Below are 20077 nucleotides of genomic sequence, written 5' to 3'. Positions count from 1 at the left end.
CGCAGACGCTTCCCGAGTTCACCGAGGGGCGGTTTGATCGACAACTGAACCTCCGGGGGGTGTTCACGACGGCGCGCGAGATCGGTCCGGTCAGCCGGGTCAGGGGGGTGGGGGCCGGCGGCCCACGGGGTCAGGGGGGTCGCCGGTCGTTCGGGGTCTCCGCCCCCGAAAGGGCCGGGGGAGCACGTCTCCCGCGGTCTCACGGCCGGGTGCGGGCCGTCGCCGTGGGGCGGCGCAGGCTCCCCGCTATGGGTTTCGCGACCCGGCGCCTTCGCCGGTTCGTGCGCTTACGTCGCAGTTTGCTCGGGAAGTTCATGCGATGGTCATCAGCCGTCACATAATTCTTGGCTATGGAGCTCGACATCAGGCATCTCCGCACGATCTGTGCGATAGCGGAGATGGGGAGCGTCACCCGCGCCGCCGCCAGGCTGGGCCTGTCCCAGCCGGCCATGACCAACCAGCTGCGCCGGGTCGAGGAGATCGTCGGCGGGACGCTGTTCGTGCGCAGCCACTCCGGGGTGCAGCCGACCCCGCTGGGACGGCAGGTCATCGCCCGCGCCCGCATCGTCCTGACGGAGGTGGACGCGCTCTTCGGCGACCTGCGCGTCCCCACCGCGGTGGAGACCCTCCGGCTGGGCTGCGTGCACCTGGCCTGCGTGGGGAGCATCGTCGACCGGGTCGGTGAGAGGCTGCGCGGGCACGAGATCTCGCTGCGCATCGAACCCTCGGCGACGCTGCTGGCCACGGCGCTCACGCAGGGGCAGCTCGACGTGGCCCTGCTGGGCATCGTCGAGGGGTTCGACATCACGCTGACGGCGCCGGTCGCCAGCCGTACCCTCGTCCCCCGGTATCCGATATTCGTCGCCCTGGCGGAGGGCCACCGGCTGGCCGGGCGGGAGGAGGTCCGGCTCGCCGACCTGCGGGACGAGCACTGGATCAGCCCGCCCGGCGCCGACGACGGCTCGCTCGCCGCGCTGCGCGCCGCCTGCCGCGCGGCCGGGTTCGAGCCCGACGTGCGCTACGACGCCCCGAGCGGCGCGGGCCGGCCGCTGGTGGCGGCGGGCCTCGGGGTCCGCCTGGTCGATCCCACCTGGCCCGCCGCGCCCGGTACGGTCGTCCGCCCGCTCGCCGGCCAGCCGCAGACCGCCAAGCTGACCGTGGCCTGGCGCCGGGACCGGCTGGGCACCGAGCAGGCGGCGGAGCTCTACCGCGGCCTCGCCGCCGCGTACACCGACCACCTGGACGACAATCCGCTGTTCCGGCGCTGGTGGGACGCCCATCCCGAGGTGCATCCGCTCATCTGACGGCCGGGGCGGGGCCGCCGGGCCGGGACCCGGGAAACCGCAGGACAGAAGCCGGGAAAGCCACCGGACCGGGACCTGGAAAGCCACCGGACCGGGACCCGGAAAGGCGACGGGCCGGGACCGGGAAAGCCACCGGGCCGGGACCGGGAAAACGGGGGAATGCCGGGCCAGGAGAATTACGGATTGGTAACGTACTATTGCCGGTAATATTTCACATTACTATGTTACGTGTCACTCTCGCTCTCCCCCCCAACCACTGCGGAGTGACACATGTCCGTGAAGACCACGGCGGTCCCCTGCCTCCTCGCGCTGGCGGTGCTGTCCGCCACGGCGGCCTGCGGCGGCGGGACACCCGCCGCCGAGCGGTCCGGAAACCGCTCCCAGGCCCCGGCCGGTGAGGCCGCCAGGGGCGGGACGCTCACGATCCTGTCCAACCAGGACTTCTCCCACCTCGACCCGACCCGCAACTGGACGATGCCGGAGATGGACTTCGGCCTGCGCTACCTCTACCGCTCCCTCGTCACCTACAAGTCGGAGCCGGGGCCGGCCAGCCTGCAGATCGTCCCGGACCTCGCCACCACCGTCGGCGAGATGTCCGACGGCGGCAGGACCTGGACCTTCACCCTCAAGGACGGCCTCAAGTACGAGGACGGCTCGCCCGTCGTGGCCGCCGACGTCAAGTACAACGTGGAGCGGTCCTTCGCCCCCGAACTGCCCGGCGGCCCCAACTACGCCCGCCTGGTCCTGACCGGCGGCGAGAAGTACCGGGGCCCCTACCGGGACGGTTCGCTGAAGTCGATCGAGACGCCCGACGAGAAGACGATCGTCTTCCACCTCGACCGCCCCGTCGCCGAGTTCCCGTACTACGCCACCCTGCCGACCTTCGCGCCGGTGCCCCGGGCCAGGGACACCAAGGCCCAGTACGACAACCGCGTCTTCTCCTCCGGACCGTACAAGATCGACACCTATGACCGGGGCAAGCAGCTCGTGCTCAGCCGGAACGAGCACTGGGACCCCGCCACCGACCCGGTCCGCAAGGCGCTGCCGGACAGGGTCGTCGTCAAGCAGGGCCTGCGGCAGAGCGTGATCGTGGACCGGCTCATCGCCGACCAGGGCGAGGACCGGACCGCGGTCACCTACGCCGACGTCAACGGCGAGAGCTTCGCCAAGATCCTCACCAACCCCAAGGTCAGGGCGCGCTTCCACAACGAGATCCGGGGCTGCACCGACACCCTGGCCATGAACACCGCCAGGGCGCCCTTCGACAACCCGAAGTTCCGCCTGGCCCTGCAGTACGCGATCGACAAGGAGGCGTACCAGACCGTCAAGGGCGGCCCGGCCTCCGGCACGGTCGCCACCGCCTACCTGCCGCCGTCGCTGTCCGGAGGCGTCCCGCAGGACACCCTGAAGATCCCGCCGACCGGCGACGTGGCGAAGGCCAAGGCGCTGATCGCCGAGTCCGGCGTGACGACGCCGGTGAAGGTCACGATGTACGCCTCCACCGGCGACAAGGGAGCCGCCACCGCGATCCAGGAGTCGCTCAGGCGCGTCGGCGTCGAGACCGAGATCAGCACCTTCGACCCGTCGGTCTACTACGACACCATCGGCGACACCGCCAGGTTCGACGGGCTGGCCCTGTACGGCTGGTGCCAGGACTACCCGTCCGGGTCCTCCTTCATCCCGATGCTCTTCGACGGCCGCACCATCACCGACAAGGGCAACAGCGGCAACGTGTCGCTGTTCCGGGACAAGGAGACCATGGACCGGATCGACGGGATCCGCGCCATGACCGACCTGAAGGCGGCCGACCGCGCCTGGGTGGACCTGGACGCCGAGATCATGAAGAAGACCCCGATGGTCCCCCTGCTCTGGCTCCGCAAGCCGCTGCTCACCGGCTCCAAGGTCGGCGGCGCGTTCGGCCACCTGATCTGGTCCGGCCAGTTCGACTACGCCGCCCTCGGGGTCGGGAAGTGACCACCGCCGCACCGCGGGAGGCCGCGGCGGGTATCGCGGCCCCGGCCGTCCGGGGCCGCTCCCCCGGGCGGATCGCCTACGAGCGGCTCCGCCGCGACCCGGCCGCGCTCCTCGGCCTCGCCATCGTGACGGTCTTCGTCGTGACGGCGCTGGCCGCCCCGCTGCTGACCGGGCTCAACGGCTGGCGGCCCGAGACCTTCGACAAGACCGCGATCGACCAGGCGCTCGGCGGGGTGCCGAAGGGCGACTTCGGCGGGATCGGCGCCGAGCACTGGCTCGGCGTCGAGCCGGGCAACGGCCGCGACGTCTTCAGCCGCATCGTGTACGGCGCGCGGGTGTCGCTGCTGATCGCGGTCGCCGCCACGGCCGTCACCGTGCTCGCCGGCACCGCGGTCGGCCTGGTCGCCGGGTACCTCGGCGGCAGAGTCGACACCGTGCTCAGCCGGATCATGGACCTGGTGATGTCGTTCCCGAGCCTGATCTTCATGCTGGCCCTGCTGTCCATCGCGCCGGGCACCGACCGCGTGCTGCTGCTCGTGCTGATCATGAGCATGTTCAGCTGGCCGTACGTCGGGCGCATCGTGCGCGGGCAGACGCTGAGCGTCCGGCACCGGGAGTTCGTGGACGCCGCGCGGGTCAACGGGGCGATGGGGCCGCACATCCTGCTGCGGGAGATCCTGCCCAACATCGCCGCGCCGATCCTCGTCTACACGACGCTGGCGATCCCGGCCAACATCGGCACCGAGGCCGCGCTGTCCTTCCTCGGCGTCGGCGTGCGGCCCCCCACCCCCTCGTGGGGCCAGATGATCGACAACGGGCTGCTCTGGTACCAGGTCGCGCCGGCGTACTTCATGATCCCCTGCGTCTGCCTGTTCCTGACCGTGCTGGCCTTCACCCTGCTGGGCGACGCGCTGCGCGACGCCCTCGACCCGAAGGGAGGCGGCCGATGACCCGCTACCTGCTGCGGCGGCTCGCCGCGGTGGCGGGCGTGCTGCTCGTCATCTGCGCGGTGACCTTCGCCGTCTTCTACGTGCTCCCCTCGGACCCGGCCGCCCACGCCTGCGGCAAGACCTGCACTCCGGAGCAGGTGACGCTGGTGCGCGCGCAGATGGGCCTGGACCGGCCGGTGTACGAGCAGTTCGGCGGCTACGTGACCGGCATCTTCACCGGCCGCGTGCTGGGCGACGGCCCGACCGCGCTGGAGTGCTCGGTCCCCTGCTTCGGCTACTCCTACCAGAACGCGCTGCCCGTCTGGGACCTGCTGACCGACCGCCTGCCGGTGAGCGTCTCGCTGGCCCTCGGCGCGGCCGCGCTCTGGCTGGCCGGCGGCCTGGCCGTCGGGCTGGTCGCGGCCCTGCGCCGGGGGACCGCTCTCGACCGCTCGCTCATGGCGGCCACGCTGGCCTCCGCCTCGGCGCCGGTCTACTTCACCGCGATGATGCTGCTGCTCATCCTGGTCCAGCGGCTCGAATGGCTCCCCTACCCCGACTACCGGCCGATCTCCGAGGGCCCGGCCGCCTGGGCGGGCAACCTGCTGCTGCCCTGGATGACGCTCGCCAGCCTGTACGCCGCCATGTACGCCCGGCTCACCCGGGCCTCGATGATCGAGACGATGGCGGAGCCGTACATCAGGACGGCGCGAGCCAAGGGCCTGTACGAGCGGACCGTCGTCACCAAGCACGGCCTGCGCTCGGCGCTCACCCCCATCGTGACGATCTTCGGCATGGACCTGGGCGGGCTGCTGGCCGGGGCCGTCATCACCGAGCACGTCTTCGGCCTGCCCGGCGTCGGCCAGCTCACCTACGACGCGATCTTCAAGGCCGACCAGCCCGTCGTGCTCGGCGTCACCCTGCTGGCGGCGTTCTTCATCACCCTGGCGAACCTCGGCGTGGACCTCGTCTACGCGGTGATCGACCCCCGTGTGAGGTACGCGTGATCCTGCGAGTGAGAGACCTGCGGGTCGCCTTCCCCGCCGGGACCGCGGTGGACGGGATCGGCTTCGACCTGGACCGGGGCCGCACGCTCGGCGTCGTCGGCGAGTCCGGCTCCGGCAAGTCGGTGTCGTCGCTGGCGATCATGGGCCTGCACCGCGAGGCGGCCGTCTCCGGCTCGATCGTCTTCGACGGCGAGGAGCTGGTGGGCGCGCCCGCCTCCCGCCTCCGCGAGCTGCGCGGCCGCCGGATAGCGATGATCTTCCAGGATCCGCTGTCGTCGCTGCACCCCTTCTACACCGTCGGCGAGCAGATCGCCGAGGCGTACCGGCTGCACCTGCGCGTCTCACGCCGGGTGGCGCGGGAACGCGCGGTGGAGATGCTGGCCGAGGTGGGCATCCCCGAGCCGAGGCGGCGCGCGGGCGAGCACCCCCACCGCTTCTCCGGGGGCATGCGGCAGCGCGTGATGATCGCGATGGCCCTGTCCTGCGAGCCGGACCTGCTCATCGCCGACGAGCCGACGACCGCCCTTGACGTGACCGTGCAGGCGCAGATCCTCGAACTGATCAGGAGGATCCAGCGGGACCGCGGCATCGCCGTCATGATGATCACCCATGATCTGGGCGTCGTGGCGCGGGTCGCCGACGAGGTCCTGGTGATGTACGGCGGCCGTACCGTCGAGCACGCCCCGGTGCGGGAGATCTTCAGGGCTCCCCGTCACCCCTACACGCAGGGCCTGCTCGCCTCCGCCCCTCGCCTGCCGGCCGGGGGCGCGGGGGACTCGCCGGATCCGGCGGCCGGGAGCGTGGCGGCCGGGGGCTCACCGGATCCGGTGGCCGGGGGCGTGGCGGGCCCGGTCGTCAAGGGGCGGCTGCGGGCCATCCCCGGCAGCCCGCCGTCGCTGCTCGCGCCGCCGCCCGGCTGCCGGTTCCATCCCCGCTGCGCCCGCTACGCCGCGGCCCCCGACGACGCCTGCGTCACCGAGGCGCCCGAGCTCCGCGAGCTCCGCGAGCTCTGCGTACTCGGCGAGGTCGGCGAGGTCCATGCGGGCCGCGCGCTCCGCCTGGTCGGCGCGGAAGGCCCCCCGGCCGGGCCGGTCCACCGTACGGCCTGCCACCTGGCCGAGACCCGCGGAGGTTCACGATGACCGGGGCGTCGCCCGCCCGGCCGGCCGGCGAGCCGGGCACCGCACCTGACGCGGCGCCGGACGCCGGGCCCCGGCCCGCGCCGCTGCTGTCCGTTCGGGACCTGCGGATGACCTTCGGGAAGCGGAACGGGGTCAGGGCGGTGGACGGCGTCACCTTCGACGTGTGGCCGGGAGAGACCCTCGGCCTGGTCGGTGAGTCCGGCTGCGGCAAGTCCACCACCGGCCGGATGATCGTCCGGCTGATGGAGCCCACCGGCGGCACCGTCGTCTTCGCCGGCCGCGACATCACCCGGCTCGGCCCGCGCGACATGCGCCCGTTCCGCCGCGACATCCAGATGATCTTCCAGGACCCGTTCGCGTCGCTGAACCCCCGCCAGACCGTCGAGCGGATCGTCTCCGGCCCGACGCGGCTGCTGGACCGGCGCGGCGTGATCGAGCTTCTGGAGACGGTCGGCCTGGGCGCCGAGCACGCCGACCGCTACCCGCACGAGTTCTCCGGCGGCCAGGCCCAGCGCATCGGCATCGCCCGCGCGCTGGCGTCGCGGCCCAGGCTGATCGTCTGCGACGAGCCGGTCTCGGCGCTGGACGTGTCGATCCAGGCACAGATCGTCAACCTGCTCGCCGACCTCCAGCGGGAGCTGGACCTGGCGTACCTGTTCATCGCCCACGACCTGTCGGTGGTGCGGCACGTGTGCGACCGGGTCGCGGTGATGTATCTCGGCCGCGTCGTGGAGATCGGCTCCCGCGACGCCGTCTACAACGCCCCGGCCCACCCCTACACCCGCGCCCTGCTGTCGGCCGTACCGGTTCCCGACCCCGAGGTGGAACTCGTCCGCGAGCGGATCGTCCTGCCGGGCGACCCGCCCAGCCCGGCCGCTCCGCCTCCGGGGTGCTCCTTCAACCCGCGCTGCGCCATGGCCCGGGACGTCTGCCGGACCGAGGCCCCTCCGCTCATGGCCCACGGACCGGGAGAGAGGAAGGTGGCCTGCCACTTCGCCGGCTGACGGCGTCGCTCGCCTCCGTGCGCCCGGCGGGTCCGCCGGACGCACGGAATGCGCGGGAGCGCGCGACCGCGGTCGCGCGCTCCCGCCGGCCCGGCGACCCAGCCGGTCACCCCAGCCCGGTCACCCGGGCAGGTCTCCCGGGCAGGTCAGTAGACGACCGGCACGTCCACGGAGACGGACGTCGGGCCGGGCAGGGGCGTGCCGCCTCCGCCTCCGGGGCCCGCGGGGCCGGGGGTGATCGTCACCGTGGCGCGGACCGTGGACCCGGAGCCCACGGTCGCAGTGACGCCCTCGACGGTGAAGACGTTGTTCCAGATGCTCAGGGCCCGGCGTCCGGAGCCGAGGAGGGGGCCGCCGACGATCGCGCCGGAGACCTCCGCGCCGACGTCACGGGGGTTGACCGGCGGCTCGGAGATGCCAATGGCGCCGACGATCCCGTACACGCGTACCCGGTCGCCGGTGACGTCCGCGCACGCCTTGACGTTCAGGCCCTGGATCGGTCCCGAGGTGCTGCACGTGGTCGTCGTCGTGAGGGTCGCGGCCGACGCGGGGGCGGCCGTGGCGAGCCCCCCGGCCACGACCGTCCCCACCGCCAGGAACGCGAGACCACGCTTGGCGATCTGGTTCATCGAATTCCTCCAATGGAACGGGGCCCGGCCCCGTGCCGAGCGCCCGTAAGGAGAAGATGTCACATGTGAAATTGCACATAAAGATCTTCACGCCGAAGAGCAGGAAAACCGCCTGGAACGGTCCCGCGACGCCGTGATGACGCGTCCTCGCACAACAGAACGGCGGCGCGGCGGAACGGCGGCCGCGACCGCGTGACGGGCGAGACGGACGGGCGAGACGGACGGGCGAGGCGGACGGGCGCGTCACGTCGGCCCGCAGGACACGGCCGGTCGTGGAGGGCACCGCGGGGTTCGCGGTTTGGATCTCGCGCCGGCAGGAAGGGGCCTTTCGACCGGATCCGCGACCGGAGGGAGACACGGGATGTTCGAGGGGTTCGCCGAGGAACGGGTCGACACCGGTGAGGCGGAGCTGTTCGTCCGGCACGGCGGCTCCGGGCCGCCGCTGCTGCTCCTGCACGGCCACCCCCGCACCCACGCGACCTGGCACCGGGTCGCGCCGCTGCTCGCGGACGGCTTCACCGTGGTCTGCCCGGACCTGCGCGGCTACGGCCGCTCGTCGAAACCGCCGACCACCCCCGATCACGAGCCCTACTCCAAGCGGGCGATGGCCCGCGACTGCGTGGCGCTGATGCGCGCGCTCGGCCACGAGCGGTTCGCCGTCGCCGGCCACGACCGGGGCGCCTACGTGGCGCAGCGGGTGGCGATGGACCACCCGGACGCCGCCACCCGCCTCGTCGTGATGGACGCGGTGCCGATCGGCGAGGCGCTCGACCGGGCCGACGCCCGGTTCGCCGCCGCGTGGTGGCACTGGTTCTTCCTCGGGCAGACCGACAAGCCCGCCGAGCGGGTGATCAGCGCCGACCCCGACGCCTGGTACCGGGCGACGCCGGAGCAGATGGGCGCCGAGGCGTACGAGGACTACCGGCGGGCGATCCACGATCCGGCCACCGTCCACGCGATGTGCGAGGACTACCGCGCGGGGCTCGGCGTCGACCGGGCCGCCGACGACGCCGACCGCCGGGCGGGCCGCAGGATCACCTGCCCGGTCCTGTTCCTGTGGTCCGAGCGGGACGACATGGAGGACCTCTACGGCGACCCGTCGGCGATCTGGCGCGGCTGGGCCGATGACGTCCGCGGCGCCTCGATCGACTCGGGCCACCACATGGCCGAGGAGGCCCCGGCCGAGCTGGCCGCCGAGCTGCGCCGCTTCCTCGGCACGCGGCCGGTCTGAGGTCCGCACCGGGCGGGTCATCGGTCCGGAGGTCTCACCGTCCCGGGTCCGGCCACCGGGCGGGGGCGTCCCGCCCGCGTCACCGGCCGGCGGGGACGCTCCGGACGGGTGCCCGCCCCGGGCCGGTGGCGCCCGTGCCCGGAGGGATCGCCGTCAGGCCGCAAGCACCTCGCGCAGCCGGGCGGCGAACGCCTCGGCCTCGGCGCCGAAGCCCCCGTGGTCGCCGGGGAACACCTCGGGCCGCCCGTCCAGCCGCTCGGCCAGGGCGAGGGCCGCCCGGTGCGGCGGCTCGCCCTCCGACGTCTCCCCCACCGCCGTCACCACCCGAACCCCGGACGCCCGGAGCGCGTCGAGGTCGGGGGTGTGGCCGGAGAACGGCGGGACCTCGTAGCCGATGAAGAACTCCATGTTCGCCGCCGTGCGGGCCATGATCTCGGCGGTCTCGGGGTCCGGCTCCCCCTGCGGCGCGGGGGCGGCGTCGCCGTGTCCCGGCCCGGCCGCACCCTCCCCGTCCGCGCCGGGAGCCGCCTGCGCGCCGCCGTCCCCGCGCCCTGCGTCCCCGTGCCCTGCGTCCTCGTGCCCTGCGTCCCCGTGCCCGGCGTCTTCGCCGTGGTCGTCGCCGCCGCCCATGCCCATCCCCGCGGCGAAGACCCCCATCGCCTGCCCGGCGCCTCCCTCGCGGAAGGCGTCCGCCACGTCCCGGGCGACGGCGCGCCAGTGGTCGCGGTCGGGCAGCAGCTCGAAGACGGGCGGCTCGTGGGCGACCATCGCGCGGACCCGCCCGGGGTGGCGGGCGGCCAGCTCCAGGCCGATCACCGCGCCGGAGCTGTTGCCGAAGACGCAGGCCGGCTCGTCCTCGGTGACGCCCACGGCCGTCAGCAGGCGGTGGGCGTCGTCGGCGTGGACGGCGATGCTCTGCGGCTCCGGCGGCCCGTCGAGGGGGCTGCGCGAGTTGCCGCGCCGGTCGTAGGTGACCACCGTGTACCGGTCGGCGAGCCGGTCGGCCAGGCCCGCGTATCCGGCGGCGTCATAGATACCGCCGCAGATCAGCAGCAGGACGGGGCCGGAGCCGCGGACCTCGTAGTAGAGGTTCGCACCCGGCACCGGCAGAATGCCCGTCTTCACGTTCTTCATGTCGTCGCTCCAAGGTCATGTGTCGCGGTCCCGCCCGGTCCGGCCGGTACACCCGTGAGTCGGAGCCGGAGCCGCTCTCTTGACACGCCCGCCGGAGGAAATCCGGAGAATTTTCCGATCCTCCGTACGGGCCCGGGGGGACGGCGGGTCAGTCGCGGCCCTGCCAGGTCGTCACGCACGCCTCGTTGCCCTCGGCGTCGGCCAGGACCCAGAAGGCGGGCGCCCGGGAGTCGGACACCAGCACTCCCCCGGCGGCCAGCGCGGCCCGGATGCGGTGCGGCGCCTCGTCGTGGGGGACGGAGACGTCGAAGTGGATCCGGTTGCGCTGGGGTCGCGGGGCGTCCATCTGCTGGAACCAGATCGCCGGGCCCTGGCCCACCGGATCGACGAGCGGGTCCTCGGGGCCGGTCGCGCCGGCCTCGTCGGTGTAGCCCATGACGGCCTTCCAGAACGGGCGGACCGCGGCGATGTCGAGCGCGTCGATGGCGATCTCGAGGATCTGGTCCGATCGGGCTTCCCTGCCGGCGGCCTCCTGGCCGGTGGCGTCGCCCGGCAGGGACTCCCGGTCGGCGACCTCCGGGCCTGTGCGCAGGCCCAGCTCGCCCACGGCGGCGGAGATCCGGTGGGCGAGCTCGATCTCCCGCGGTGTCACCCCGGCCGTCGCGAGCGACTGGAGCGTGAGGACCACCCTGTCGCCGCGCACGTCCATCCAGAGGCTCCCGTCGGCCCGGTCACCGGCCGCGGCGGCGGCCCGGGCGGCGACGTCGGTCCCGCGCGCCAGCGACGGCACGGGCACCGACGTGCGGAGCGCGCCGAGGATGTAGCGCCAGCCGGCGCCGCCGACGGCGTCGGAGATCTCCCGGCGGCTCGGCTTCCCGGGGCGGCCGGAGGGGTCATCGGCTCCGGAGGGATCACTGAGGGGGTTCTCGGTCATCCCGCCATGATCGCACCTACCCGCGCCCACCGGCCGCCGACAGGCGCAGCGCCTCGGCGGCGACGGCGTGGCGCAGGTCGCGGATGCCCGCGCGGCCCCGCAGCGGGTGGACGTTGTTGGTCAGCAGGACGGCCGTCAGCGCCCGGCCGGGGTCCACCACCACCGACGTGCCGGTGAAGCCGGAGTGGCCGTAGGCGTCGGTGAGCGGGCCGACGATGGCGGGGTCGCCGATGCGCACCCCGAGCCCGTGGCGGAAGGCCGCGCCGCGCACTCCCTGGTCGCGGGTCATCTCGGCGACCGACTCCGGCCGCAGGATCGGGGCGCCGCCGGTGCGCAGGGCCTCGGCGAACCGCAGCACGTCGTCGGCGGTGGCGAAGATCCCGGCGTGCCCGGCGACGCCGCCCAGGTCGTAGGCGGTCTCGTCGTGGACCTCGCCGCGCACGCACCCGGATCCGGGCCGCTCGGGCTGGTCCTCGGTGGCGGCGATCCGGTGGCGCAGTTCCGCCGCGGGCCGGTAGCCGGTGTCGGCCAGGCCGAGCGGACCGGTGACCCGGGCACGCAGCAACTCGTCCAGGGGCGCTCCCCCGGCGATCTCCGCCACCCGGCCCGCGGTGATCATTCCTACGTCGGAGTAGACGTAGCCGCCGCCGAGCGGGCCCGCGGGCGGCGTGGCCAGGACGTGCGCGAGATGCGCAAGGTGCGCAGCGCGGGAGCCGTCGCCGGTGCCGGCGGCCTCGTGGCCGGGGGCGCGGCTGGGCGGCAGTCCTGCGGTGTGGGTGAGCAGGTGGCGCATGGTGACGCCGGCGCGCGCGCCGGGCAGCCGGGCGGCGACCGGCTCGTCCAGGCCGAGCAGGCCGTCCTCGGCGAGCGACAGGATGACGGCCGTGGTGAAGAGCTTGCTGACGGACGCCAGGTCGAAGATCGAGTCGCGGCGGGCGGGCGGCCGGTCGTCGATGAGCTTCCCGGAGACGTCGGCGTAGCGGACCAGTTCCCCGGCCGCCGCGGCGGCGACCACGTCACCGCCGACGGCGATCACGGCGACCGCCGCCGAGCAGGCGTCCGGTACGGCCGCCGCCAGGATGCCGCCGAGCCGGTCAGGCATGCCGCACGTCCTCGGTGGCCCGTTCCCCCACCGCCGCGCCGTCCGCCCGGGCGTCCTCCAGCCGGTCACCGTGCGCGGCGAGCAGGTCCCGGGCCGCGCCGGCGCCGATCCCGTGCTCGACCACCAGCACCGCGACCTTGACGTTCCACTCCGCCTCCTCCAGCGCGGCGCGGGCCGCGGTGAGGTCGGCGCCGGTGAGGCCGGAGACCATGCGGGTGGCCCGGCCCTCCAGCTTGGAGTTCATCGCCGACACCTCGATCATGGTGTTCCCGTAGGTGCGGCCCAGTTTGACCATGGTGATGGTGGACACCATGTTCAGGACCAGCTTCTGCGCGGTCCCGGCCTTGAGACGGGTCGAGCCGGTCACCACCTCCGGGCCGACGACGACCTCGATCGGGTGCGCGGCGGCCGCGGACAGGGGTGTGGCGGAGTTGCACGACAGGCCGACGGTCAGCGCGCCGCGGCGTTCCGCCTCGCCGAGCGCGCCGATGACGAACGGCGCCCGGCCGCTGGCGGAGACGCCCATCACCGAGTCGAGCGGGCCCACCTCCAGGCGGGTGATGGCGGCGACGCCGGCGGCGTCGTCGTCCTCGGCGCCCTCGACCGAACGGGTCAGCGCGGGCTCGCCCCCGGCGATGACGCCCTGCACCACCTCGGGGTCGGTGCCGAAGGTCGGCGGGCACTCGGAGGCGTCCAGCACGGCCAGCCGGCCGGAGGTTCCCGCGCCCACGTAGATCAGACGTCCGCCCCGCCGCATCCGGTCGGCGACGGCGTCGATGGCGGCCGAGATCGCCGGTATGGCGGTGGCCACGGCGGCGGGCACCGTGGCGTCGGCCGCGTTCATCAGCCTGGCCACCTGCTCGGTCGAGAGCCTGTCGATCTGGCCGTAGCGCGGATCGCTCTGCTCGGTGGACAGGTCGGCGAGTGGATCAATCATGACGCCCCATGTCGCTAATTTTCACCAGAGTCTTCTATTCTGCAAATTATCTTCTATGAATGGAGCGATGTCACTCGTGCGGACCGGAATCGAACGAGTTGTTCACGACCCCGGCCTCCTCGGCGGCGGGCGGATCGGCCTCGTCACCAACCCCACCGGGGTGCTGCCCGACCTCACCCCGGGTGTGACCGCCCTGCTGTCGGCGGGCGTGCCGGTGACCGCGCTGTTCAGCCCGGAGCACGGGGTGCGCGGCGCCGCCCAGGACGGTCACGGCGAGGCGGCGGGCACCGACCCGGCCACCGGCCTGCCGGTCCTCGACACCTACGGCGCCGACGGCGCCGCCCTGGACGGGCTGGTGGAGGCGGCGAAGATCGACACCCTCGTCTTCGACATCGCCGACATCGGGACGCGGTTCTACACCTACGTCTGGACGATGTACGACCTCATGGCCTCCGCCGCCCGGCTCGGGGTGCGCTTCGCCGTACTGGACCGGCCCAACCCGCTCGGCGGGACCGTCGCGGAGGGGCCGCTCCTCGACCCCGCCTTCGCCAGCTTCGTGGGGCGCGCGGCGATCCCGCTGCGGCACGGGCTGACCGCGGGCGAGCTGGCACGGCACGTCAACCGTTCCATCGGCGCGGACCTGCTGGTCGTCGCGGCCGAAGGGTGGCGGCGCGACATGCCGCACGCGGCCACCGGCCTGCCCTGGGTGATGCCCTCGGCGAACATGCCGACCCCGGACACCGCGCTGGTCTATCCCGGCACCGGTCTGTTCGAGGGCACGAACCTGTCGGAGGGCCGCGGCACGACCCGCCCCTTCGAACTGGTCGGCGCGCCCTACCTCGACGAGCGGTTCGCCGCCGGGCTGAACGCCCTGGACCTGCCGGGGGTACGGTTCCGCGACGCGTGGTTCACCCCGGCCTTCCGCAAGCACGCGGGTGTGGCGGTGCGGGGCGCGCAGCTCCACGTGCACGACGCCGGAGCGTTCCGGCCGGTGCTGACGGGGGTCGCGATGCTGCACCTGGCGCGCTCGCTGCACCCGGAGGAGTTCGCCTGGCGGCGCGGTGACGCCGGACCGGGCGAGGAGACCGGGCAGGGCGAGGGGAACGCCGGACCGGCCGGGGAGAACGCCCGGCCGTACTTCGCCGACCTGCTGTGGGGGTCGGACTCGCTGCGCCGCGTCCTGGACGCCGGGGACGACCCGCGCGGGCTGTGCCCGCCGCCGTGCCACCCGGAGGCCTGGACGGGCGGCGACCCGCTCCTCTACCGCTGATCCCGCGGGTCCGCGGGTCACCGGCCCGCGGACCGCGGATTCCAGGGGTTCTGCGGATTCGGCGGGCCGGTGGGTCACCGGTCCCGCCGGCCCGTGACCCGCCGACCGGTGGCCCGCCGGCCCGTCGCCCTCCGCGGCCCGGACCGGCGCCCCTCGGCGTGCCGATGTGCGGGCCACCGGTGTCCGGGCAGTTGACATCCGTCCGTCACCGCAGGGAGCGGCGGTAGAGCCAGAAGACCCGCTCGGCGCGCGCGCCCGCCGCCCGGGAGTAGAACCCCAGCGGTCCCACCCAGCCGATCTGCGCGCTCTCCTGACCCGCCGCCCGCTGCTCGGCCAGGCAGCGGCGCAGCAGCACCCGGCCGACGCCCAGCCCACGCGCGGCCGGGGCGGTGCCCATCGGGCCGAACCAGGCGGGCCTGGCGCCCCAGGCGGCGAAGCCGATGATCTCCGAGCCGCGCACGGCGTAGTGGCAGCCGCCGGCGTGCTCGGCCTCCCACGCCCAGTTGTCGTTCCAGTGCTCACGGACGAAGGCGAGCAGCGCGTCGAGCTCCGCGCGGTCGCCGGGGCCGGCCGCGCGGACCTCGCGGAGCTCGACGCCCGACTCCGCCAGCCGGGCGACGTCGGCGTCGGTGGACAGGTCGGCGTCGGCGGCCAGGCCGGCGGTCATGTTCCAGGCGACGTCGTAGCGCTCATAGCCCATCCTCTCGGCGAGGGCCGCCGCCGGGGTGTAGCGCACGTCGATCCCGGGCCAGGCGTAGCAGGGCGGGTTGCCCGCGAAGCGGGCCTCGGTCGCCCCCTGCCCGCGCAGCCACTCCTCGGCCGCGGCGACCAGCGCGCGGCCCCGCCCGGCGCCCCGCGCGCCGGGGTGCACGGCCAGCAGGTCGATGTGCCCGGCCGACGGGTCGCGTCCGGAGACGGAGGCGAAGACGACGCCGGTGAGGTCGCCGGTGACCAGTGCGGTCCAGCGGCGTCCCGGCGGCGGCGCGGACAGGCTCGCCACCAGGTCCGGAGCCTCGGCCGCGTCCAGGGTGAGCGCGACCGCGGCCAGCTCGCCGAGCGCCGCCGCGTCGTCCGGGCCGGCCTCGCGGATCCCTGTTCCGGAGGCGCCGAAGTCCCCGGAGGCCCCGGAGGCCCCGGGGCTTTCGGAGATTCCGGAGACCTCCGTGACACCGCCCGGAGTCGTGGAACCGCCCCGGGCACCCGGAGCACCGGAGACATCCGCCGGGCCCCGGGCGGGCGCGCCGGACGTGCCGGGCACGGCGAATGCGCCGTCACCTCCCACGGGACTCACCATCGCGCTCACCCCCGCCCGATCGGTGTGGCGACGACGTCGCGGCGCCGAGGATGGAAGCAGGCGTGCTCCTGCGGGAACTCCTCGTCCCGGCCCAGCACCGGCGGCTCGCTCTCGCAGCGGTCGGTGCGGAACGGGCAGCGCCGGGCGAACAGGCAGCCCGCGTCGTGGTGGCTCTCGTCCAGCGCCTCGGTCGGCACCACCGGCTGCTCGCCCGGCCGCTCCAGGCCGTGCAGCACCGGGATCGCCGACAGCAGCGACTGGGTGTAGGGGTGGACGGGCGCGGAGATGATCGTGTCCACGTGCCCCCGCTCGACGACCTGCCCGCGGTAGATGACGTAGAGCTCGCCGTCGTCGCCGATGTAGCGGGCGGTCGCCACGTCGTGGGTGATGAACAGCACGCTCACGCCGAGCCGCTCGCGCAGGTCCTTCAGCAGCGCGAGGATGCCCAGCCGGAGCGAGACGTCGATCATGGATACGGCCTCGTCGGCGACGAGCATCTCCGGGTCCACGGTCAGCGCGCGAGCGATGACCACGCGCTGGCGCATGCCGCCGGACAGCTGGTGCGGGTAGCGCGGCAGCACGTAGCCCGGGTCCAGCCCGACCAGCGCCAGCAGTTCCTCGGCGCGCTCGTCGACCCACGAGCGGGGCCGTCCGGTCTGCCCGGCACGCAGCGACAGCGGCGCGTCCAGCGTCTGGTGGATGGTGCGGGTCGGGTTGAGCGCCGAGTACGGGTCCTGGTGGATCATCTGGATCCGCCGGAAGTACGGCTGGCGCTTCCGGGGCCGCAGCGACGACATCGGGGTGCCGTCGATGGTGATCTCGCCGGAGTCGTAGGTCTCCAGCCCGGCGATGATGCGGCCCAGCGTCGTCTTGCCGCAGCCGGACTCGCCGATGAACGACACCGCCCCGCCCTTGGGGATGGTGAAGTCGACGCCGCGCAGCGCCCTCACGTCGCGGCCGGCGAGCACGCCGCCGCGCTGCCTGAAGGTCTTGGTGATGTTCTGCCCGGTGATCACGGCTGTTCCCCCCGCGTTCCCTGTACCCCGGCCGGCTCCCCGGCCCCTGCGGCCCCCACAGCGCCCGCGGACTCCGGCTCGTCCGCGGTCTCCGCCGGATGCGCGGCGTCCGGTACGGCGTCCGCCCCGGCCGTGGCCGTGCCCGCCGTGGTGTCCGCACCCGTGTCCGTGCCCGCGTCCGCGGCGGCGACCGCGTGGCAGGCCGTGATCGACGGGCCCCGGACGACGATCGGCGGCTCCTCGGTCTCGCAGACGTCCATGCGCAGCGCGCAGCGCTCCCGGAAGACGCAGCCCCGCGCCGGGACGGTGCCCAGCGTCGGCGGACGGCCGGGCAGGGCCCGGGCCTCGCCGATGTCGCCCAGCAGGCGCGGGATGGCCCGCAGCAGGCCCTGGGTGTAGGGGTGGCGGGGCGCGCTCAGCACGTCCCTGGTGGGGCCCTGCTCGACGAGCCGCCCGCCGTACATGACGGCCAGCCGGTCGGCGACCTCGGCGACCACGCCGAGGTCGTGGGTGATGACGAGGGTGGTCAGGCCGCGCTCGGCGTGGACCTCGCGGACGATCCGCAGGATGTTCGCCTGCGTGATCATGTCGAGCGCGGTCGTCGGCTCGTCCAGCACCACCAGGTGGGCGTTGAGCACCAGCGCGAGCATGATGCCGACCCGCTGGCGCATGCCGCCCGACAGCTCGTGCTGGTGGGAGTCGAGGACGCGGGCGCCGTCCAGGCCCATCCGGCCCAACAGGTCCTTGGCGTCCCTGACCAGGCCGCGCAGGTCCTCGATCTCGTGCGAGCGGCCGAGGTCGAGGAGTTGCTTGCCGACGGTCTTGAGCGGGTTGAGGGAGTTCTGGGCGGCCTGGAAGACGTAGCCGATGTGCCGGCCGCGCGCCTTGCGCAGGTCCTCGCCGCTCAGCTTCACCACGTCGCCGAGGCCGTCGATCTCCACGCTGCCGGCGCTGATCCTGCCCGGCGGCTGGACCGCGTTGAGCAGCGACAGCGCCAGCGTGGACTTGCCGGAGCCGGACTCGCCGACCACGCCGGTGATGGTGCCGGCGGGCAGCTCCAGGTCGATGCCGCGGACCGCGGGCAGCTCCCCGGCGGGGGTCCGGTAGACGACGGTCAGGCCGTCGACGCGCACCCCAGGGGCCTTGGTCGCATTCGCCACGTTCGCGGTTTTCCCGGCGTTCCCAGCGTTTCCCGCGTTCCTCGCGGCGGTGTTCTCGGTGGTGGGCACCCGGTCACTCCTCACGCAGGCGGGGGTTGAAGATCTCGTCCATCGCGTCGACGACGAGCACGATGCCCAGGGTGAGCAGCAGGATCGCCAGCAGCGGCGCCATGAGGTACGGCAGCGCGGCCGGCGACGACATCGCCCCTCCCCCGAACACCGCGAGGTTGAGCATCACGCCCCAGTTGTTGGCGTCGAACGGCAGCACGCCCAGGAAGAACAGGCCGACCTGGGCGTACACCGCGCCGGTGACGGAGATGAGCATGTTCATCGCGATGAAGGGGGCCATGCTGGGCAGCAGCTCGCGGCCGATGATGTGCGTGGTGGACAGCCCGAGGCCGCGGGCGGCCTCGATGAAGCCGCGCTCGCGCAGCGACAGGGTCTGCGAGCGCACCGCCCGCGCCACGCCGCCCCAGCCGAGCAGGCCGAGCACCAGGCCCATCTCGAGGGCGCTGGTGAACTTCCACACCGTGGACAGCACCAGCAGCAGCGGCAGGCCGGGGATGGTGAGCTTCATGTCGGTGATCCGCATGAGCACGGTGTCCCAGCGGCCGCGCCGGAACCCGGCGAACAGGCCGATCGCCGCGCCGAGCACCACCGTGATGACGGCGGTGACCAGGGCGGTCAGCAGGACGTAGCGCGACCCGGTGATGAGCAGCGCGAGCACGTCGGTGCCCTCGAAGTCGGTGCCGAAGGGGTGCTCCCAGCTCGGCGGCGCGTACAGCGCGGCGGTGTCGCGGGGCAGGTGGTCGGGGTAGAACATCGGCCCGAACACGCCCATGAGTGCGAACCCGGCCACGATGACCGCGCCGAGCATGCGGCTGGGCTTGCGCCGTAGCACCCGCCAGACTCCGCGCCAGAAGTTGCGGCGCAGGGCCGCGCGTCCGGTGCCCGGACCGGCGCCGCCCGCGGCGCCGCTGGCCGCCGTGATGGTCTGCGCTGTCATGGGGCCCCCTCGCCGCTGCGCACCCGCGGGTCGATGACGGTGTAGAACAGGTCGGCCACGATGTTCGCGACGATGATCGCCCCGGTGATCAGCAGGAACGCCCCGCCCATCAGGGCGTAGTCACGGTTGGTGATGCTGTCGATGAGCATCAGCCCCAGGCCGGGGTAGTTGAAGATCCGCTCGATGAAGATCGCGCCGCCGAACAGCATGCCCAGCGACAGGGCCAGGATCGTGAACAGCGGCAGGATCGCGTTGCGGGCGATGTAGCGGAAGACGATGCCGCGCTTCATGCCGCGCAGTTCGGCGGCGAGGATGAAGTCGTCGCCGAGCACGGTGACCACGCTCGACTTCATCGCCAGGATCCAGCCGCCGTAGGAGGCCAGCGCGTAGGTCAGCACCGGCAGCGTGGCGTACTGGATCAGCGAGCCGATGTAGCCGGCGTTGAGGCCCGGCTCGTACATGATGTCGGCGGTGCCGCCCGCCGGCAGGATCGGGATCAGGGTGGTGAAGACCGCCATCAGCAGCAGCGCGAGCACGTACTGCGGGACGCCGTGCAGCAGCGACCCGGAGATCGCCAGGGCGTCGCCGAGCTTGCCGGAGCGGCGGATCGCGGCGTAGACGCCGAGGACGACGCCGACCAGGAAGCTCAGCAGCGTGCCGGCCAGCACGGGCAGGATCGTCCACTTCGCCGCGGAGAACAGCACGGTGGACACGCCCACGCCGGGGACGGTGAGCGACTGGCCGAGGTCGAGGCGGAGCAGGCCGGTCATGTAGTCCACGTACTGCTGCCACAGGCCGCCCGACGGGGCGAAGCCGTAGAGGACCTCGACGGCCCGCTGCGCGGCCTCGGGGGACATGCCCTGCTCGACCAGCTTCTCGTACTTGGCGGCCATGGGGTCGCCGGGGACGCTGCGGATGACGAAGAAGCTGACCGTGGTGACGACCAGGATCATGACGAGCCCGCGGGCCAGGTGACCCGCGAGCCGTCGGATGAGCACCGTCAT

The 20077-nt window shown here is 73.6% G+C and carries 18 protein-coding genes; 8 read left to right on the top strand and 10 right to left on the bottom strand.

What is annotated here, in order from left to right; translation table 11 throughout:
- Positions 1–350 precede the first annotated feature (350 nt).
- The 6 genes from IEZ10_RS31965 (at position 351) to IEZ10_RS31940 (ending at position 7360) form a co-directional block, all read left to right on the top strand.
- Positions 351–1304 carry a LysR family transcriptional regulator gene (locus tag IEZ10_RS31965; protein ID WP_189250246.1) on the top strand — a complete coding sequence of 318 codons (954 nt, stop codon included), beginning with the start codon at positions 351–353 and terminating at the stop codon, positions 1302–1304.
- Positions 1305–1574: 270 nt separating this feature from the next.
- Positions 1575–3278: an ABC transporter substrate-binding protein gene (locus tag IEZ10_RS31960; protein WP_189250245.1), complete on the top strand. Its 1704-nt coding sequence runs from the start codon at positions 1575–1577 to the stop codon at positions 3276–3278.
- Complete coding sequence (locus tag IEZ10_RS31955; protein ID WP_189250244.1) at positions 3275–4228, top strand: ABC transporter permease; 954 nt, start codon at positions 3275–3277, stop codon at positions 4226–4228. The genes IEZ10_RS31960 and IEZ10_RS31955 overlap by 4 nt, the downstream gene beginning before the upstream one ends.
- Complete coding sequence (locus IEZ10_RS31950; protein WP_189250243.1) at positions 4225–5214, top strand: ABC transporter permease; 990 nt, start codon at positions 4225–4227, stop codon at positions 5212–5214. Before IEZ10_RS31955 ends, IEZ10_RS31950 begins: the two co-directional genes overlap by 4 nt.
- A complete protein-coding gene (locus tag IEZ10_RS31945; protein ID WP_189250242.1) occupies positions 5211–6356 on the top strand; it encodes an ABC transporter ATP-binding protein in 1146 nt (381 codons plus the stop codon). Before IEZ10_RS31950 ends, IEZ10_RS31945 begins: the two co-directional genes overlap by 4 nt.
- Positions 6353–7360 (top strand): ABC transporter ATP-binding protein, encoded by a 1008-nt coding sequence (locus tag IEZ10_RS31940; RefSeq protein ID WP_308426327.1) that lies wholly within the window; start codon positions 6353–6355, stop codon positions 7358–7360. The genes IEZ10_RS31945 and IEZ10_RS31940 overlap by 4 nt, the downstream gene beginning before the upstream one ends.
- A 146-nt stretch (positions 7361–7506) precedes the next feature.
- Here the strand turns inward: IEZ10_RS31940 and IEZ10_RS31935 are convergent, their stop codons facing one another.
- The gene (locus tag IEZ10_RS31935) at positions 7507–7989 is read right to left on the bottom strand and encodes a hypothetical protein (protein WP_189250241.1); all 483 of its coding nucleotides are present in this window, start codon (positions 7987–7989) and stop codon (positions 7507–7509) included.
- A gap of 361 nt (positions 7990–8350) precedes the next feature.
- Here IEZ10_RS31935 and IEZ10_RS31930 point away from each other — a divergent pair, with 361 nt between their 5' ends.
- A complete protein-coding gene (locus IEZ10_RS31930) occupies positions 8351–9220 on the top strand; it encodes an alpha/beta hydrolase (RefSeq protein WP_189250240.1) in 870 nt (289 codons plus the stop codon).
- A 153-nt stretch (positions 9221–9373) separates the two neighbouring features.
- Here IEZ10_RS31930 and IEZ10_RS31925 read toward each other — a convergent pair whose 3' ends face one another.
- The 4 genes from IEZ10_RS31925 to murQ all read right to left on the bottom strand — a co-directional run bounded on the left by IEZ10_RS31925 (position 9374) and on the right by murQ (position 13327).
- Positions 9374–10354, bottom strand: coding sequence for an alpha/beta fold hydrolase (locus tag IEZ10_RS31925; RefSeq protein ID WP_189250239.1), 981 nt, complete (start codon positions 10352–10354; stop codon positions 9374–9376).
- A gap of 148 nt (positions 10355–10502) precedes the next feature.
- Positions 10503–11288: a VOC family protein gene (locus IEZ10_RS31920; RefSeq protein ID WP_189250238.1), complete on the bottom strand. Its 786-nt coding sequence runs from the start codon at positions 11286–11288 to the stop codon at positions 10503–10505.
- Positions 11289–11304: 16 nt separating this feature from the next.
- Positions 11305–12390, bottom strand: coding sequence for a serine hydrolase domain-containing protein (locus tag IEZ10_RS31915; RefSeq protein ID WP_189250237.1), 1086 nt, complete (start codon positions 12388–12390; stop codon positions 11305–11307).
- On the bottom strand, positions 12383–13327 hold the full coding sequence (murQ, locus tag IEZ10_RS31910; protein WP_189250236.1) for an N-acetylmuramic acid 6-phosphate etherase: 945 nt from the start codon (positions 13325–13327) through the stop codon (positions 12383–12385). The genes IEZ10_RS31915 and murQ overlap by 8 nt, the downstream gene beginning before the upstream one ends.
- 67 nt (positions 13328–13394) lie before the next feature.
- Here murQ and IEZ10_RS31905 point away from each other — a divergent pair, with 67 nt between their 5' ends.
- A complete protein-coding gene (locus IEZ10_RS31905; protein ID WP_189250235.1) occupies positions 13395–14597 on the top strand; it encodes an exo-beta-N-acetylmuramidase NamZ family protein in 1203 nt (400 codons plus the stop codon).
- A 205-nt stretch (positions 14598–14802) separates the two neighbouring features.
- On the opposite strand, the gene IEZ10_RS31900 is transcribed toward IEZ10_RS31905, so the two are convergent.
- From IEZ10_RS31900 to IEZ10_RS31880, 5 genes are all read right to left on the bottom strand, one after another.
- Positions 14803–15879, bottom strand: a complete 1077-nt coding sequence (locus tag IEZ10_RS31900; RefSeq protein WP_229811858.1) for a GNAT family N-acetyltransferase — start codon at positions 15877–15879, stop codon at positions 14803–14805.
- Positions 15880–15896: 17 nt separating this feature from the next.
- Positions 15897–16907, bottom strand: a complete 1011-nt coding sequence (locus tag IEZ10_RS31895) for an ABC transporter ATP-binding protein (protein ID WP_189250233.1) — start codon at positions 16905–16907, stop codon at positions 15897–15899.
- Complete coding sequence (locus IEZ10_RS31890; RefSeq protein WP_229811857.1) at positions 16904–18067, bottom strand: ABC transporter ATP-binding protein; 1164 nt, start codon at positions 18065–18067, stop codon at positions 16904–16906. Before IEZ10_RS31890 ends, IEZ10_RS31895 begins: the two co-directional genes overlap by 4 nt.
- 73 nt (positions 18068–18140) lie before the next feature.
- Positions 18141–19073, bottom strand: a complete 933-nt coding sequence (locus IEZ10_RS31885; RefSeq protein WP_189250232.1) for an ABC transporter permease — start codon at positions 19071–19073, stop codon at positions 18141–18143.
- Positions 19070–20077 carry an ABC transporter permease gene (locus IEZ10_RS31880; protein ID WP_189250231.1) on the bottom strand — a complete coding sequence of 336 codons (1008 nt, stop codon included), beginning with the start codon at positions 20075–20077 and terminating at the stop codon, positions 19070–19072. The genes IEZ10_RS31885 and IEZ10_RS31880 overlap by 4 nt, the downstream gene beginning before the upstream one ends.

The organism is Streptosporangium pseudovulgare, assembly GCF_014648055.1.
Classification (GTDB): Bacteria; Actinomycetota; Actinomycetes; order Streptosporangiales; family Streptosporangiaceae; genus Streptosporangium; species Streptosporangium pseudovulgare.
The sequence above is the reverse complement of the archived record's forward strand: the minus strand, read 5'-3'. Positions and strand labels throughout refer to the sequence as shown.

What these genes read in the sequence shown, in the direction of transcription:
- IEZ10_RS31885 (WP_189250232.1), bottom strand. Translation starts at nt 19,073, where the DNA reads ATGACAGCGCAGACCATCACGGCGGCCAGCGGCGCCGCGGGCGGCGCC.
- IEZ10_RS31930 (WP_189250240.1), top strand. Translation starts at nt 8,351, where the DNA reads ATGTTCGAGGGGTTCGCCGAGGAACGGGTCGACACCGGTGAGGCGGAG.
- IEZ10_RS31940 (WP_308426327.1), top strand. Translation starts at nt 6,353, where the DNA reads ATGACCGGGGCGTCGCCCGCCCGGCCGGCCGGCGAGCCGGGCACCGCA.
- IEZ10_RS31880 (WP_189250231.1), bottom strand. Translation starts at nt 20,077, where the DNA reads ATGACGGTGCTCATCCGACGGCTCGCGGGTCACCTGGCCCGCGGGCTC.
- murQ (WP_189250236.1), bottom strand. Translation starts at nt 13,327, where the DNA reads ATGATTGATCCACTCGCCGACCTGTCCACCGAGCAGAGCGATCCGCGC.
- IEZ10_RS31965 (WP_189250246.1), top strand. Translation starts at nt 351, where the DNA reads ATGGAGCTCGACATCAGGCATCTCCGCACGATCTGTGCGATAGCGGAG.
- IEZ10_RS31925 (WP_189250239.1), bottom strand. Translation starts at nt 10,354, where the DNA reads ATGAAGAACGTGAAGACGGGCATTCTGCCGGTGCCGGGTGCGAACCTC.
- IEZ10_RS31960 (WP_189250245.1), top strand. Translation starts at nt 1,575, where the DNA reads ATGTCCGTGAAGACCACGGCGGTCCCCTGCCTCCTCGCGCTGGCGGTG.
- IEZ10_RS31950 (WP_189250243.1), top strand. Translation starts at nt 4,225, where the DNA reads ATGACCCGCTACCTGCTGCGGCGGCTCGCCGCGGTGGCGGGCGTGCTG.
- IEZ10_RS31915 (WP_189250237.1), bottom strand. Translation starts at nt 12,390, where the DNA reads ATGCCTGACCGGCTCGGCGGCATCCTGGCGGCGGCCGTACCGGACGCC.
- IEZ10_RS31905 (WP_189250235.1), top strand. Translation starts at nt 13,395, where the DNA reads ATGTCACTCGTGCGGACCGGAATCGAACGAGTTGTTCACGACCCCGGC.
- IEZ10_RS31920 (WP_189250238.1), bottom strand. Translation starts at nt 11,288, where the DNA reads ATGACCGAGAACCCCCTCAGTGATCCCTCCGGAGCCGATGACCCCTCC.
- IEZ10_RS31935 (WP_189250241.1), bottom strand. Translation starts at nt 7,989, where the DNA reads ATGAACCAGATCGCCAAGCGTGGTCTCGCGTTCCTGGCGGTGGGGACG.